This window comes from Streptomyces canus, from assembly GCF_030816965.1.
Taxonomy (GTDB): Bacteria; Actinomycetota; Actinomycetes; order Streptomycetales; family Streptomycetaceae; genus Streptomyces; species Streptomyces canus_E.
The window spans coordinates 3,345,021-3,357,020 of record NZ_JAUSYQ010000002.1 but is presented as its reverse complement, the minus strand read 5'-3'; the positions used below and the strand labels follow the sequence as shown (position 1 = coordinate 3,357,020).

Below are 12,000 nucleotides of genomic sequence, written 5' to 3'. Positions count from 1 at the left end.
CGGGGCTGGTGGTTTGCGGTCTGCTGTGGGGATGGGCGACAGCAGGCTTGCGCCGCTGGTGTTATCCGATACCGAGCGGCGGACGTTGCAGGGATGGGCCCGGCGCCGGACGACCGCGCAGGGCCTGGCCCTGCGGGCACGGATCGTGCTGGCCTGCGCGGACGGCGGCAGCAATATCGCGGTCGCCGCGCGGCTGGGCGTCAACCGGGGCACCGTGACCAAGTGGCGGGCGAGATTCCTGCGCGACCGGCTGGACGGGCTCAGCGACGAACCGCGCCCGGGAGTGCCACGAACCATCACCGACGCCCAGGTCGAAGAGGTGGTGGTGCGCACGCTGGAGGAGACACCTCCAGGTGGGACGCACTGGTCGAAGCGGGAGCTGGCCAAGGTCGTGGGGATCTCCCCGGCGAGCGTGTTGCGTATCTGGCACGCCTTCGGCCTGCAGCCATGGCGGACCGAGACCTTCAAGATCTCTCCGGACCCCCTCCTGATCGACAAGATCCGCGATGTCGTCGGCCTCTACCTCGCCCCGCCGGCCAACGCCGCGGTGTTCGCGGTGGACGAGAAACCGCAGATCCAGGCCCTGGAACGAACCGCGCCGGTCCTGCCGATGCTGCCCGGAGTGCCCGAACGGCGCAGCTTCGACTACGTCCGGCACGGCACCGTCGATCTGTTCGCCGCCCTGAACACCGCGACGGGCAAGGTGATCTCGAAGCTGTCCGCGCAGCACCGGGCCGTGGACTTCCGTGACTTCCTCGACCAGATCGACCGCCAGACCGAGCCCGGCCTGGCGGTCCACGTGATCTGCGACAACCTCTCCGCCCACAAGGCGCCGGTGGTGCACAAGTGGCTGCTCACGCATCCCCGCTTCCACCTCCACTTCACGCCCACCTACTCGTCATGGATCAATCAGGTCGAGCGGTGGTTCGCCGAGTTGGAACGGCGCTGTCTCGAACGCGGGGTGTTCTGCTCCCTCGACGATCTCAAGGCTGCACTCGAGGATTGGATCAAGGTCTGGAACGACCAGGCCAGACCCTTCAAATGGACCAAGACCGCCGACCAGATCCTCGACCGAATCTGCCGCTACTGCTCACGCATCTCCGAACCAGCTCACTAGTCGACCTCCGCCACCGCCTGCGCGAACTGGGCCTGGTACAGGCGCGCGTACGCCCCGTCCGCCGCCAACAGGTCCGTGTGCGTGCCCTGTTCGACGATCGAACCGTTCTCCATGACGAGGATCGTGTCCGCGTCCCGGATCGTCGAGAGGCGGTGGGCGATGACGAACGACGTGCGGCCGTGCGCCAGTTTGGCCATCGCCTTCTGGATCAGCACCTCCGTGCGGGTGTCCACCGACGAGGTCGCCTCGTCCAGCACCAGGATCACCGGGTCCGACAGGAACGCCCGGGCGATGGTGATGAGCTGCTTCTCACCCGCGCTCACCCCGCTGCCCTCGTCGTCGATCACGGTGTCGTATCCGTCGGGGAGGGTCCGGATGAACCGGTCCGCGTGGGCCGCCCGTGCCGCCTCCTCGATCTCGCCCCGGGTGACCTCGCGCGAGGCGCCGTACGCGATGTTCTCCGCGATCGTGCCCCCGAACAGCCAGGTGTCCTGGAGCACCATGCCGATCCCGGCGCGCAGGTCGTCCCGGGACATGCGGGCGATGTCCACCCCGTCGAGGGTGATCCGGCCGCCCGAGACGTCGTAGAACCGCATGAGGAGGTTGACCAGGGTGGTCTTTCCGGCTCCCGTCGGCCCGACGATGGCGACCGTGTGTCCGGGTTCGACCTTCAGCGAGAGGTCCTCGATGAGGGGCTTCTCGGGGTCGTAGCGGAAGGAGACACGCTCCAGAGCGACCCGCCCGCGCAGTTCCTCGGGCCTCGCGCTCGACACCGGGTCCGCCTCCTGCTCCTCCGCGTCCAGGAGTTCGAAGATCCGCTCGGCCGAGGCGACACCCGACTGGACGAGGTTCGCCATCGACGCGACCTGCGTGAGCGGCATCGAGAACTGCCGGGAGTACTGGATGAAGGCCTGCACGTCACCGATGGACAGCGAGCCGGACGCGACCCGCAGCCCGCCGACGACCGCCACCAGCACGTAGTTGATGTTCGAGACGAACATCATCAGCGGCTGCATGACCCCGCTGTTGAACTGCGCCTTGAACCCGGCCTCGTACAGCGCGTCGTTCTGCTCGGCGAACTGCGCAGCCGACTCGTCCTGGCGGCCGAACACCTTCACCAGGGTGTGCCCGGTGTACATCTCCTCGATGTGGGCGTTGAGCTTGCCCGTGGTGCGCCACTGCTGCACGAAGTGCGGCTGCGAGCGCTTGCCCACGCGTGTGGCGACGACGAACGACAGCGGCACGGTGACCAGCGCGACCAGGGCCAGCAGCCAGGAGACCCAGAACATCATCGCGAGCACACCGATGATGGTGAGCAGCGAGTTGATGAGCTGGCCCATCGACTGCTGGAGGGTCTGCCCGATGTTGTCGATGTCGTTCGTGGCCCGGGACAGGACCTCACCGCGCTGGCGCTTGTCGAAGTACGACAGAGGCAGCCGCGACAGCTTCGTCTGCACGTCCTCGCGCATCCGGAACATCGTGCGGTTGACGGTCCGGTTGACCAGCCGAGTCGCCACCGCCATCAGCAGCCCCGCGACGAGGAACACCCCGACGGCGAACAGCAGTACATGTCCCACGGCGGTGAAGTCGATGCCCTCGCCGGGCGTGAAGTCGGTGCTGCGGAGCATGTCGGCGACCTGACCGTCGCCGCGTTCCCGCATCGACGCGAGGACCTCCTCCTTGCTGGCGCCGGAGGGCATCTGCCGTCCGATGATGCCCGCGAAGACCAGGTCGGTGGCCTCGCCGAGGATCTTCGGCCCGACCACGTTGAGGCCGACGCTCAGCACGACGCAGAACAGCATCGCGTAGAGGGTCAGCCGCTCCGGCTTGAACTGGGCGAGCAGCCGCCTGCCCGACACCTTGAAGTCGATCGACCGGTTCTCGGGACCGGTGCCGGCCATCATGCGCCCCATGGGCCCGGCCATCAGGCAGCCTCCGCTTCCGTGAGCTGGGAGAGCACGATCTCCCGGTAGGTCTCGTTGTCCGCCATCAGCTCGCGGTGGGTGCCGGTGCCGACGACCCGGCCCTCGTCGAGGACGACGATCCGGTCGGCGTCGCGGATGGTGGCCACCCGCTGGGCGACGATCACGACGGTCGCCTCCGAGGTCTCCTCGGCGAGCGCCGCGCGAAGGGCCGCGTCGGTCGCGTAGTCGAGGGCGGAGAAGGAGTCGTCGAAGAGGTAGATCTCCGGCCGCTGCACGAGCGTGCGCGCGATGGCGAGCCGCTGCCGCTGACCACCGGAGACGTTGGTGCCGCCCTGCGCGATGGGGGAGTCAAGCCCGTTCTCCAGCCCGGAGACGAAGTCCTTGGCCTGCGCCACCTCCAGCGCGTGCCACAGCTCCTCGTCCGTGGCGTCCGGATTGCCGTAGCGCAGGTTCGTGGCGACCGTGCCCGCGAAGAGATACGGCTTCTGCGGCACGAGCCCGACGGTCTTGGCCAGCAGCACCGGGTCGACCTCGGCGACGGCCACCCCGTCGACGAGCACCTCGCCGTCGGTCACGTCGAACAGCCGGGGGACGAGCCCGAGCAGCGTGGACTTGCCGCTGCCGGTCGAGCCGATCACGGCGGTCACCTCGCCGGGCCGGGCCACCAGGTCGATCGCCTTGAGCACCGGCTCCTCGGCGCCCGGGTAACGGAAGCCCGCGCCGCGGATCTCCAGATGCCCGTGCCGCCGCAGTTCGCGGACGGGAGCCAGGGGCGGCACCACGCTGGAGGAGGTGTCGAGAACCTCCTGGACGCGCTCGGCGCACACCTCCGCGCGCGGCACCATCATGAACATGAAGGTGGCCATCATCACGGACATGACGATCTGCATCAGATAGGCCAGGAACGCGGTCAGATCACCGATCTGCATCCCGCCGCTGTCGATCCGGTGCGCACCGAACCACACCACCGCGATCGAGGACAGGTTCACCGTCGTCATGACCACGGGGAACATCAGCGCGAGCAGGTTGCCGGTCTTGAGGGAGATCTCCGTGAGGTCGCTGTTCGCCTTCCGGAAGCGGTCCTCCTCGTACGTGTCGCGCACGAACGCCCGGATGACCCGGTTGCCGGTGATCTGCTCGCGCAGCACCCGGTTCACCGTGTCGAGACGCACCTGCATGGACCGGAACAGCGGCCGCAGCCGCCGTACGATCAACGTCACGCAGATGCCCAGCGTCGGCACCACGGCCACCAGCACCCCGGACAGCGGCACGTCCAGGCCGAGCGCCAGCACGATGCCGCCCACGCACATGATGGGCGCCGACACCAGCAGGGTGAACGTCATCAGGGCCAGCATCTGGACCTGCTGCACGTCATTGGTCGTACGCGTGATCAGCGTGGGCGCCCCGAACTGGCCGACTTCGCGCGCGGAGAACGACTGCACCCGGTCGAAGACCGCCGCCCGAAGGTCCCGGCCGAGCGCGGCGGCGGTCCGGGCGCCGTAGAACACGGCCCCGATGTTGCACACCACCTGCGCCAGCGAGATGCCGATCATCAGAGCGCCGAAGCTCAGGATGTAGCCGGTGTCGCCGTTCACGACGCCGTTGTCGATGATGTCCGCGTTCAGCGTGGGCAGGTAGAGGGTGGCGCAGGTCTGCAGGAACTGCAGCAGCACCAGGATGGTGATGGGTTTCTTGTAGGGCCTGAGATAGGTCCGCAGAAGTCGTATGAGCACGCTACGTCTCTCGGAGTCGGCGACGGGGCGGGTGGTTGCCCCTGGCCCCTATCGTCGGACACCCCACCCGTGTTACCCCAACCGATTAAGCCGACAGCAGTGCTTCGTACGGCTTTACGGGTTCTCGTGGGCCCGGACTCCTACCGGACTCTTACGTTCCGCGGCTTGCCTACCGGAACGCCCCCGGGTACGTCTGCTCCCGCACCGACACGTACTGCTGCCGTACCGCCTGCCCCACCGCCAGCTCCTCGCCGGGCTCCAGGACCTGCGCGGCCGGGCCCTGCCACATCGGCGGGGTGCGCGGATCGAGCGTGCCCTGCTGCACCCCGAGCGCCCAGGCCGCCTGCCGGGCGGCACCGATCGCCGCGTAGTCCGCCGGTTGCGGCACGACGACCTGCGCGCCGAACAGCGCGGGCGCGGCGGCCTGTACGGCGGACAGCTCGGCCGCGGCCCCCAGCAGGAAGACCCGCCGCACCTCGACACCCCGGCCGCGCAGCACGTCGAGCGCGTCGGCGAGCCCGCACAGCATGCCCTCGAACGCGGCCCGCGCCAGGTGCTCCGGCTTCATCGACTCCCGCCGCAGCCCGCTCAGCGTCCCCGCGGTGTGCGGCAGGTTCGGCGTCCGCTCACCTTCCAGATAGGGCAGCAGTACGAGGCCGTGGGCGCCCGGTGTCGACTTCATCGCCAGCTCGGACAGGCTCTCCAGATCCCCGAGGCCGAGCATCTCGGCGGCCCCGCGCAGGGTCCGTACGGCGTTCAGGGTGGTGACGACGGGCAGGTGCATGCCGGTCGCGTCGGCCAGGGAGGTGATCATCCCGCTGTTGTCGACGAGCGCCTCGGGGTGCACGGCCATCACGGATCCGGAGGCGCCCAGCGACACCACGGCGTCGCCGAGCCCGATCCCGAGGCCGAAGGCGGCGGCCATGGTCTCACCGGTTCCGGCGGAGATCAGCAGCCCCTCCGGGGTCGTACCGGCCGCGTCCGAGGGGCCGATCACCTCGGGGAGCATCGCCTGGTGGCCGAGGGCCAGTTCGACCAGGTCGGCGCGGTAGGCGCCGGTGGCCGCGGACCAGTAGCCGGTGCCGGAGGCGCCGCCGCGGTCGGTGGTCCTTCTGACCGGCCGGCCGAGGAGCTGCCACACCAGCCAGTCGTGCGCCTGGAGCAGCACGGCGGTGCGCAGGGCGGCGTCGGGCTCGGTCTTGTTCAGCCAGCGCAGCTTGGTGACGGGCTGCGCCGCCTGCGGCACACACCCCACCGCCTGGGCCCACGCCTCGCGCCCGCCGAGCGCGTCGACGAGGTCGGCCGCGGCCACCTGCGCGCGCTTGTCGCCGCCGACCATGGCGGGACGGACGGTGTTGCCCTGGGCGTCGAGGGGTACGACGGCGTTCTGCTGCGACGACACGCCGATGGCCTGCACGCCCTCGAGGAGACCGCCGCCGGCGGCTTCACCGAGGGAGAGGAGCCATGCCTGGGGGTCGACGTCGGATGCGCGGCCGCCACCTTCCACCGGGTGCGCGGCATACCCCTGCTTGAGCACGGCACCGGTGTCTGCGTCGCAGACGACGATGCGAGTGAAATCGGGTGAGCTGTCCAACCCGGCGACTATCCCCATGGCGCAAATTCTATGGGCGTAGCGTCGTAGCGGCGCGCACGGATCCGCCGACGCGGGACCGCCGTGACCGCTCGCGCCTCGTGGCGGAGCCGTGGACCGGCACCGCCCCGCGCCTGCGGGTGGCGTGCGTCACTGTCGGCTTCACGTGGTGCTGGTGCCCCAGTCGTCCTCCGGCGCGCCGTTCGTGTTGCGGTCCCGGAGCGAGCGCACCCGCTGGGTCACGGACTCCGGCACCCGGTCGCCGACCTTCTCGCTGACCGCGTGGTAGGCCTTGCCGGCGAACTGGCGGCCCTGCTGCGCCGCCGTCTCCGCGGTGTTGCGGACGGCGGGGTTCTGGGAAACCTGGCGGGCGGACTTCTTCAACTGTTCGTAGCGCTCGCGCCCGGCACGGGTGCCCAGCACGTAACCCAGAGTCAGTCCGACCACGAACGTGAGCTTGTAGCGCATGGCGGCCACCCTTCTCTTGTGTAGGTCTCCGGTGCGATGTCGGTGTCGGGGGAACCGATTGGCGGAGCACCCCCCTGCTTGCGCTAATGTATGTGTCGCAGCGAGCGCCCGCCCACTGGCGAATACCCAGGGAGGTACGTTCGATGCAACGAAGCGATCCTCCGTAGCTCAATTGGCAGAGCAGCCGGCTGTTAACCGGCAGGTTACTGGTTCGAGTCCAGTCGGGGGAGCTTCGATCTTCCGTAGCTCAATTGGCAGAGCAGCCGGCTGTTAACCGGCAGGTTACTGGTTCGAGTCCAGTCGGGAGAGCAGGAAGAAGGAGGACCCCGATGGGGTCCTTTTTCATGTCCGCCGCAACCGTGCAGGTCACGGCCTAGTCCTGAAGGGCATGCGAAGTCGCCCCTGCGAGGCAGGAGATCGTATGAGCGGCTATGCTGCGGCAGACGGCGCGCACGCATGTACGCGACACGCCGCTATGGGGCGGTAGCTCAGCCGGTTAGAGCAGCGGACTCATAATCCGTCGGCCGTGGGTTCGAGTCCCACCCGCCCCACCTGCGCAGGCTTCTGACCTGCGGAAACGTTCATTTTGTCCTGTCGGATCGTCAACTTTGCCTGAACGGACTGAATCCGCTGCTCGTAGGTTTGAGGTCCGGCAGCGTTCCGGGGAGATCCAACCCCTCTGACCTGCGGCGGAGTAGTTGTCTAAGGTTGCCGCTCTCGGTCCGGGCGACTGCGCTGCGGGTCGTCCCCAAGACCCAGGGGCCATACAGGGGCCGGGAGGGCGCGGCCGGGGTCAGGCCGAGAGTGTTTCCGGGCCGATTTCGTGGTCCCGTTTGCTGGTTCGGCGGCATGGAGCTGCCGTCCACCGTGCGGACGGTCGAGTGCCGGGCCGGCACTGGAGGCGGCGCGGATGCCGGTGCGTCTGGCAGACAGGCCCGAGGTCAGGGAAACGGCCCGAAGAGGAAACGGTCCCATGGACGGCGCACCGCGTTCATCAAGGCTGAGCCATGTGCGGTCAGCGCACCATCTGGCGCCGGTGAGGAAGATCGCGGCCGAGCTGGAGCGCAGCCCCTCGACGCCGTCGCCGCCGAACTCAACGGCCGACCACGCAAGACGCTCGGCTGGGAAACCCCAGCCGAGCGCCTGCATACACTCCTCACGACCGCCTCACACTGACCACGTGTTGTGCCGGCCTCGACGGCGCCGCCAGCCGTGTCTCGAACCTGCTCGTCCTTGCCCGTGGTGCGGTCGCACTCCGAGGGCGTGGTGCCTTGGCGGCCGTGGCGAGAAGGCATACCGCTTCGACATGGGTACGCATGGCGCCCGCTTCGACCGGGCCGGCGATGGCCCTCCTGCCGGCGTGGTCGGCCTCGACCAGGATGCCTTCGCCGGGGATGCCCTGGTCATGGGAGGTGGGCCGAGTCTGGATCGGAGCCGCGCGGCGCGACCTCGCGGTCATCGCCGGTACACCGGTGCCCGACTGGGTCGTACGTACGCCGAAGCGCCCGAGGAAGGCGACTTCCTCGGGCACAAGGCGTTCCGGTCAGGCGGCGTAGGTCGGGTAGTCGGTGTAGCCGACCGTGCCGCCGTCGTAGAAGGTGGCGGGGTCGGGGGTGCTCAGGGGTGCGCCGGCGCGGATGCGCTCGACCAGGTCGGGGTCGGCGAGGGCCATCGAGCCCACGGTGGCGACGTCGGCGATGCCGTTGTCGATGCCCTTGGCGCGGGTGGCGATTTCGGTGCCGGCCAGTCGGGGGTGGGGGACACGCCCAGGACGTGCCGTTCGCCTTTCGCGCGCGGCTGGTTACTCGTCGAGGAACTGAAGCGCGTGCTTCAGGAACCGCTCGGGGTACTGGAACTGCGCTCCATGCCCGGCATCGGGGTAGATCAGCAGTTGAGCGTTGGGGATGTTCTGGGCGAGGTGCCAGGAGTTGATCGAGGCGATCATCACGTCGTTCTCGCCGTTGAGGACCAGTGTCGGCTGGGTGATCGCGTTCAGGAAGGCGTAGGGGTTCTCGCCGGGCAGCGGTTCCGCATAGGCGATCACCGCTTCGACCTGCGCCTGCGCGACTGCGGGCGAGCTCGGCGGGTCCTGGTCGGCCCGCTGGTGACGCCGCTCCCAGAAGGCCCGGCCGGCTTCGATCGCGGCTTCCGAGCGGCCGAAGAACAGGAAGAGGAAGTTCTCCAGGACGTGGACCGGATTCAGCGCGTGGTCAGGCACCTGGGGGTCACTCGTCGGGTCCCCGCCTCGGAGGCCGGTGCCGAGCAGGAGGAGCTTGCGCACCAGCTGAGGGTGGCGCAGCGTGACCTCCTGTACCTGGAAACCGCCGATCGAGAAGCCGAGCAGATCGACCTGCTCCAGCCCCAGCGCCCGGATGACCGCGGCGATGTCGTCGGCCATGTCCTCCATCCGGTTACGCGGCTTGCCGGATGACGAGGCGATGCCGCGCCCGTTGAAAAGGATGACCTCTCGGCCTTCGGCCAGGCCGTCGGTGAGCAGGGGGTCCCAGTGGTCCATTCCCCCGCGGAAGTGCTGGACCAGGAAGATCGGGACGCCGGAGGGCTTGCCCCAGCGGCGGTAGGCGAACCGGTCGCCGTCGACCTCGATGTACTGAGTCGGTGCGGTGGCATGCGTATCGCTCATGGCCTGAGCCTTTCTGGTGGGGATGAGCAATACGATGACGTTCGTAATCTAAAAAGTCAAGCCTTTAGATGTCGATCGGCATCTATGTATGCTTGACCGTCGAGTATCGATCGTGGAAGGGGAGGCCGGCCATGCGAGTGACCAAGGCGCAGGCGGAGCAGAACCGTGCGCACATCGTCGCGACAGCCGCCAGGCTGTTCCGCGAGCGCGGCTATGACGGTGTCGGCGTGGCGGAACTCATGGCAGCCGCCGGGTTCACCCATGGCGGGTTCTACAAGCACTTCCGTTCCAAGGCCGACCTGATGGCCGAAGCGTCCGCGAGCAGGCTCTCGCAGATCGCGGCACGGGCAGAAGGCGTGGACCCGGCCGAGTTCGTCGAGAGCTACGTCTCCCGGGAGCATCGCGACGGGCGCGGCGGCGGGTGCACCATCGCGGCTCTCAGCGGCGATGCCGCACGTCAGCCGGCGGACATCAAAGCGGAGTTCGCCGCCGGGATCGAGCAGTTGCTGACGGTCCTTCAGGCCCCAGGCGACACGCCGGCGGATGCGGACCAGCGTGGGGACCGCACCACTCTGATCGACATGCTCGCTCATTCGGTCGGCGCGGTCATGTTGTCGCGGGCATGCCCAGATGATTCTCCGCTGGCGGACGAAATCCTCGATGTCTGCCGCCAGGGGATTCTCGCCTCGCTGGCGCACGGCAGCAGCGATCAGCCGGCGGCACGGCGTCCGGAAGCCTGACCGCAGTCGACCGACACAGGGCCGACCACCCGAGGGTCAGACGTCCGCCCGATCCCGTCAGCTCGCTCTGGGAGAAGGCGACTGAGCTGGATAGGGTGACGAGGAAGCGTTTGGCCTGCGGAAATGGCCGCAGAGGCTCCGCCCGGAGTAGAGGGTCGGGGCCTCTGCGCGTTGAAAGGGAAATCCGCTGTGCGAAGGTTCTATCCCCTTGGTTGAACTGTGCGGACATGGCTGCTTCCGTGACGACCGTCGAACGCATCGACCTCCAGGGGCCGTTGAGGGGCCACAAGGACAGGAACAGACCGACAAGCACTGCAAAGGGCTGACACGGATCAGCACGTCTGACCTGCAAGAACGGTGTGAATCGGCATTGATCGGCAAGGACCGCCAAGATCCTCAAAGGACTCATAATCCGTCGGCCGTGGGTTCGAGTCCCACCCGCCCCACTGTGTAGGGCTTTGACCTGCGGAAACGTCTCATCTGGGGTGCGGATGCAGGGCTTTGGGCTGCGGGGCTGAATCCGCTGTTCGTGAGTTCGACTCTGTGGCCGTCAGTGTGCGTTGGGATCGCTTTGACCTGCGCAGACGTATCGGCCTGCGGCTGGAGGATGGCGTCGTGCGTGGGCTGTGCGAGCGTCTGGACGTCGAATTCTGGACGCTGGCTGGACGCGAGGATCCGGAAGTGGTGCCGCCCGGTGACCCCTGGGTGTCGGGAGGCGGCCCAGGCCACAGCGGACTGACCGCCAGGCGGCCAGGTCGGTCAGAAGCTCGGTGCCCGTCGGCACCGCGCGAGCATTACTTCCTGAGGTCGATCGTGCGGACCGGCTGCCCTGTTGTGCGTGCGATGGTCTCGAAGTCGCGGTCGTAGTGGAGCAGAGTGAGTCCCGCTTCTTCCGCGGCTGCGGCCACCAGGAGGTCCACGGGGCCCGCGCTGCGGTGTTCTCCCTTGGCAGTCAACTGTTCCTGGATGACGCGGGAGCGGCGGTAGACACCGTCGGGCATGGGGCACCAGGCGTAGTGGGCTTCGAGTGCCGACTTCAAGCGGGCGCGTTCCGTGGCCGAACGGGCCGAGTAGAGGACTTCCAGTTCGGTGAGGTCGCAGATCGCGACGAGGCCGGCGGCGATCCTGTCGTCCCATTCGGCCGTGTTCTGGCGGAGGAGGACGCGGGCGAGGGCGGAGGTGTCGATGAGGTAGTCGGCGACTGTCACTCGTGCGCTCCCGCGCCGCGGTCATCGTCCGCCGCGCCCGCGCTCGTGGGGCGGTATGCGCTTTTGTCCAGCAGTAGGTCGATGTCCAGAGCGCCCTCGGCCACCAGTTCGCGGGCCTCGTCGAGTGCTCGCAAACGCCGGTAGCGGGCCGTGACTTCCCGCAGCGCGGTGTTGATGGTGTCGCGTTTGGTAGAGGTGCCGAGCTCTCTGGCAGCTGCTTCCAGTGCCTCGTCGTCGAGATCAATGACCGTCCGACTCATGGCGGCCTCCTCCACTTGAGTGTATAAGGCGAAGTGTATCAAGATACAAGATCTTTTGTATATTCCATGGTGCGGAGCCGCAACCGTTTGTGTGGAAACGGTCCGTACAGGAAACGGTACGAAGGGACACTCGGGGTGCGCGGAGACGACTGTGCACGTTCACCCCGTTCCGTGGGAGGTGCTCGTCCTTTGGCGCGGGGGACGGGGGCAAGCCCAGCCCGCGCGGGGCCGACACGACGTCTGTGCCGTCCCAGATGTGGATGCCGGAGCTATCCCCGCCTGCGGGGCCGACGTCTTCAGCTCCGGTGAGAACCCGT

General features: G+C 68.2%; 10 protein-coding genes and 3 tRNA genes. 5 read left to right on the top strand and 8 right to left on the bottom strand.

Features of this window, described 5'->3' with window-relative positions; all coding sequences use genetic code 11:
* The first annotated feature begins 31 nt into the window (after positions 1-31).
* Complete coding sequence (locus QF027_RS16315) at positions 32-1,117, top strand: IS630 family transposase (protein ID WP_307075302.1); 1,086 nt, start codon at positions 32-34, stop codon at positions 1,115-1,117.
* On the opposite strand, the gene QF027_RS16310 is transcribed toward QF027_RS16315, so the two are convergent.
* The 4 genes from QF027_RS16310 to QF027_RS16295 form a co-directional block, all read right to left on the bottom strand.
* Complete coding sequence (locus QF027_RS16310; protein WP_307075300.1) at positions 1,114-3,042, bottom strand: ABC transporter ATP-binding protein; 1,929 nt, start codon at positions 3,040-3,042, stop codon at positions 1,114-1,116. The two genes, QF027_RS16315 and QF027_RS16310, sit on opposite strands and share 4 nt — an antisense overlap.
* Positions 3,042-4,775 (bottom strand): ABC transporter ATP-binding protein, encoded by a 1,734-nt coding sequence (locus QF027_RS16305; RefSeq protein ID WP_307075298.1) that lies wholly within the window; start codon positions 4,773-4,775, stop codon positions 3,042-3,044. The genes QF027_RS16310 and QF027_RS16305 overlap by 1 nt, the downstream gene beginning before the upstream one ends.
* A gap of 169 nt (positions 4,776-4,944) precedes the next feature.
* A complete protein-coding gene (locus tag QF027_RS16300; protein WP_306981611.1) occupies positions 4,945-6,387 on the bottom strand; it encodes a xylulokinase in 1,443 nt (480 codons plus the stop codon).
* Positions 6,388-6,528: 141 nt separating this feature from the next.
* The gene (locus tag QF027_RS16295) at positions 6,529-6,834 is read right to left on the bottom strand and encodes a YtxH domain-containing protein (RefSeq protein WP_306981613.1); all 306 of its coding nucleotides are present in this window, start codon (positions 6,832-6,834) and stop codon (positions 6,529-6,531) included.
* A 157-nt stretch (positions 6,835-6,991) separates the two neighbouring features.
* On the opposite strand from QF027_RS16295, the gene QF027_RS16290 reads away from it, so the two are divergent.
* The 3 genes from QF027_RS16290 to QF027_RS16280 all read left to right on the top strand — a co-directional run bounded on the left by QF027_RS16290 (position 6,992) and on the right by QF027_RS16280 (position 7,385).
* Positions 6,992-7,064 (top strand) — tRNA-Asn (locus tag QF027_RS16290).
* Positions 7,065-7,070: 6 nt separating this feature from the next.
* Positions 7,071-7,143: transfer RNA gene (locus QF027_RS16285), tRNA-Asn, on the top strand.
* A gap of 168 nt (positions 7,144-7,311) precedes the next feature.
* A tRNA-Ile gene (locus QF027_RS16280) sits at positions 7,312-7,385 on the top strand.
* A gap of 992 nt (positions 7,386-8,377) precedes the next feature.
* Here QF027_RS16280 and QF027_RS16275 read toward each other — a convergent pair.
* Both QF027_RS16275 and QF027_RS16270 read right to left on the bottom strand, forming a co-directional pair.
* A complete protein-coding gene (locus QF027_RS16275; RefSeq protein ID WP_306981615.1) occupies positions 8,378-8,506 on the bottom strand; it encodes a hypothetical protein in 129 nt (42 codons plus the stop codon).
* Between the two features lie 129 nt (positions 8,507-8,635).
* Positions 8,636-9,475, bottom strand: a complete 840-nt coding sequence (locus QF027_RS16270; protein WP_307075296.1) for an alpha/beta fold hydrolase — start codon at positions 9,473-9,475, stop codon at positions 8,636-8,638.
* A 131-nt stretch (positions 9,476-9,606) separates the two neighbouring features.
* Here QF027_RS16270 and QF027_RS16265 point away from each other — a divergent pair, with 131 nt between their 5' ends.
* Entirely contained in the window at positions 9,607-10,215 is a 609-nt protein-coding gene (locus QF027_RS16265; protein WP_306981620.1) for a TetR/AcrR family transcriptional regulator, read from the top strand.
* Positions 10,216-11,009: 794 nt separating this feature from the next.
* On the opposite strand, the gene QF027_RS16260 is transcribed toward QF027_RS16265, so the two are convergent.
* Both QF027_RS16260 and QF027_RS16255 read right to left on the bottom strand, forming a co-directional pair.
* Positions 11,010-11,423 carry a PIN domain nuclease gene (locus QF027_RS16260; protein ID WP_306981622.1) on the bottom strand — a complete coding sequence of 138 codons (414 nt, stop codon included), beginning with the start codon at positions 11,421-11,423 and terminating at the stop codon, positions 11,010-11,012.
* Positions 11,420-11,683: a type II toxin-antitoxin system VapB family antitoxin gene (locus tag QF027_RS16255; protein WP_306981624.1), complete on the bottom strand. Its 264-nt coding sequence runs from the start codon at positions 11,681-11,683 to the stop codon at positions 11,420-11,422. The genes QF027_RS16260 and QF027_RS16255 overlap by 4 nt, the downstream gene beginning before the upstream one ends.
* Between the last annotated feature and the right edge of the window lie 317 nt (positions 11,684-12,000).

Excerpts from the sequence above, each read along its gene's own strand:
- QF027_RS16315 (WP_307075302.1), top strand. The coding sequence starts at position 32 with ATGGGCGACAGCAGGCTTGCGCCGCTGGTGTTATCCGATACCGAGCGG.
- QF027_RS16310 (WP_307075300.1), bottom strand. The coding sequence starts at position 3,042 with ATGGCCGGGCCCATGGGGCGCATGATGGCCGGCACCGGTCCCGAGAAC.
- QF027_RS16300 (WP_306981611.1), bottom strand. The coding sequence starts at position 6,387 with ATGGGGATAGTCGCCGGGTTGGACAGCTCACCCGATTTCACTCGCATC.
- QF027_RS16295 (WP_306981613.1), bottom strand. The coding sequence starts at position 6,834 with ATGCGCTACAAGCTCACGTTCGTGGTCGGACTGACTCTGGGTTACGTG.
- QF027_RS16275 (WP_306981615.1), bottom strand. The coding sequence starts at position 8,506 with ATGGCCCTCGCCGACCCCGACCTGGTCGAGCGCATCCGCGCCGGCGCA.
- QF027_RS16270 (WP_307075296.1), bottom strand. The coding sequence starts at position 9,475 with ATGAGCGATACGCATGCCACCGCACCGACTCAGTACATCGAGGTCGAC.
- QF027_RS16265 (WP_306981620.1), top strand. The coding sequence starts at position 9,607 with ATGCGAGTGACCAAGGCGCAGGCGGAGCAGAACCGTGCGCACATCGTC.
- QF027_RS16255 (WP_306981624.1), bottom strand. The coding sequence starts at position 11,683 with ATGAGTCGGACGGTCATTGATCTCGACGACGAGGCACTGGAAGCAGCT.